This is a genomic window from Bacillus cereus group sp. BfR-BA-01356, from assembly GCF_022663635.1.
In the GTDB taxonomy this organism is placed as follows: Bacteria; Bacillota; Bacilli; order Bacillales; family Bacillaceae_G; genus Bacillus_A; species Bacillus_A cereus.
In genome coordinates this window covers 1-2,453 of record NZ_JAKUFX010000241.1, presented here as the reverse complement: position 1 = coordinate 2,453, position 2,453 = coordinate 1, and the positions used below count along the sequence as shown (strand labels likewise).

Genomic DNA, 2,453 nt, shown 5'->3' with positions numbered 1-2,453 from the left:
TTAATTTCATATGTTCTGATTTGATTGTAGTTTTGAGTGTTTAGTTCAAACGTTATTCTATCACCTTAAATAATAAAAATCAATAAAGTTATATAAAAGTATATAAAAAATAAACGATTAATATAATTCTACAAGTTTACGTCTTTTCGGATTAACGTTATTTGCAGCATGTACCATGATCTGTTCATCGGTTGCTATATTTGTATTTTGAATGGATAGAAGTAGTACATTATCATAAGTGTCCATCAGTAGAATATCTCTAGGATTTTCACGTTTAGGATAGATAACTACAAGCGGAACGCCTTCATCTCCATCCCTTCTTGAAAACACGACATCATCTAATCTTGCAATCATTCGGTAATCATTTTCATTTCCAAAAATAAAAAAGAAATCTTGAATAGAAGCTTTATCTCTCTTGTATGTGCGTCGAAGGCCACCATCTATTGATTCTTTAAACGTTTGAATTTTTTCGACAAAAGTGTAACGCCAATTGACATCTCCTACTGTACGTTGAGATAAAGGAAAAAGAATATCTTGTTCCAAGTTTTGATTATCATTTGTTCCTAGAATGATATCTGAAATAACATCCCCAGCATCTTTCAATGAGCAAATGTGTACATTTAGATTTGGTATATTCATTAATAATTCATGATGCTTCCGCATAGAAAATAATAGATTTTTCATACGTATGTATGGCGGTTCTGCATCTTCAGCAAGGAACATTGATTTGTCGTACATAACAAAGACAACCGTTACATCCTCATTTGTTTTTTTTGCATATTCTATGTACTTCTCTACTTTTTCAACTAAGATAGAATTTGTCTCTTTGCACATGTCCATCTCAATATGGATATTTTTATCTTGGTATGAAATATGTTCATCAGGAATCAAGGCCAATTGGTTGTCCTCAATTTTTATATTTTTTTTCTGGTAAAAAGAACGAATATCCAATTCATATAATACTTCATTGGTTTGTGTCTTCTTTGTAGTCGCTAAAAGAGTACGGATCATGACTTCACGTGAACACATAGTGTGAAGAGAAGTTGTTCTTGAGTACCGTCTTTTTGAACTTTTTTTGGGAATTCTTCCTATTTCCAATAAGAATTCAATTGTCTTTTCTTTTAAGGAAAATAAAGCGCGTTTCGTAATACTGTCAGCCCTTTTATCTATTCTTTTAGTTAACATAGCTCCATATTGTGAGTACCGGTCAAGCTTTGTAAATATGCTAGCTTCAGAACATTCTCTTCCCTCAAATGCACTATATAACTGCGTGATTTGCCTTGTTGTAAGTGCCCTTTTGTAATATAAAACTGTAAAGACAAATATGTCAGCTTCTTTTAAGTGAAAATGTTTTTGGGTACCTGATCTTCTATATTTATACACTTTTTCGGACAATGCATACACCTCTTATATTGAATTAAACTAAATTAAATACTTATTATTTTTAATATATTATTACATTGATGTGGTGGTTGTAAAACCTGAAAAAATAAATAAGACATTTTAATTTTTAGAGGTACTTCATTTTGTACGTTGAAGTTGAGATGAAAACTACTCTTATAAATCTCTTATAAGTTATTGATTTATAAGGCTCTATTAAATCGTTTGTTTTGTTAGGACGAGCTACTACTAGATACCTAACAATAGTTATAATGAAATTCTATTTATAAAATAATGTTATGACGTCCTAACATTTATTAGATAGTCAAACTACTATTTTAATTGATTAAAATTATTCAAGATTTATAAAAAGGTTTATTGATAATAAAGAATAATTTTTTCTATCCTTAATTCGAAATTCAACTTTTTATTAGTGATGAAACGCTCTTTTCAACTTCTACTATTTGCTCAATGTAAAATTCTAACTTTTTCTTTTATGTTTTTTTCTTGTATAGAATCATAAATTCACCTAGACAAATAATATTAATTGTTTATACCAAATCATAAATAAGTTAACAATATGTCTATAGATACTTAACATATTGGTTTTAGTCAATTGAATTACCTTCACTTTTTCTTCGTTAAACAAGGAGTTATCTTAACTGAAATAATAAAATTGAACAGTTGTTAATTTTATGTGAGGTTGTAATTGCTATCATCATTCCTCCTGCATTACAAAAAATTTTATTATAATGTAAGTATCACTTTGATGTTAATAAGATGAGATTTCACTTTTAATAATCTAGTTTGAACAAATGTTTCTTTTTTATAATAGAGATGTGATTGTTAGCCTACTACTTTTAGAATGTCAAAGTTGATTTATCCTAGTACTCCCTTTTTAATATGTTGAATATTGAGGGTATTGATGCTGTTCATATGAAATTAACAACCTTTTCTACTGGTGTAAATGTCAAGATAAACATGTACATTTTCGCTTGTTTAAGCATGTACAAAATCAATCATTTTCTTTGCTAAAATGATCTTTAATTCGATAGGATTGTCCTACAATACTG

At 28.7% G+C, this 2,453-nt stretch carries 1 protein-coding gene; it reads right to left on the bottom strand.

What is annotated here, in order from left to right:
* Positions 1-117 precede the first annotated feature (117 nt).
* Complete coding sequence (locus MR168_RS32605) at positions 118-1,395, bottom strand: replication-relaxation family protein (RefSeq protein WP_001291941.1); 1,278 nt, start codon at positions 1,393-1,395, stop codon at positions 118-120.
* Between the last annotated feature and the right edge of the window lie 1,058 nt (positions 1,396-2,453).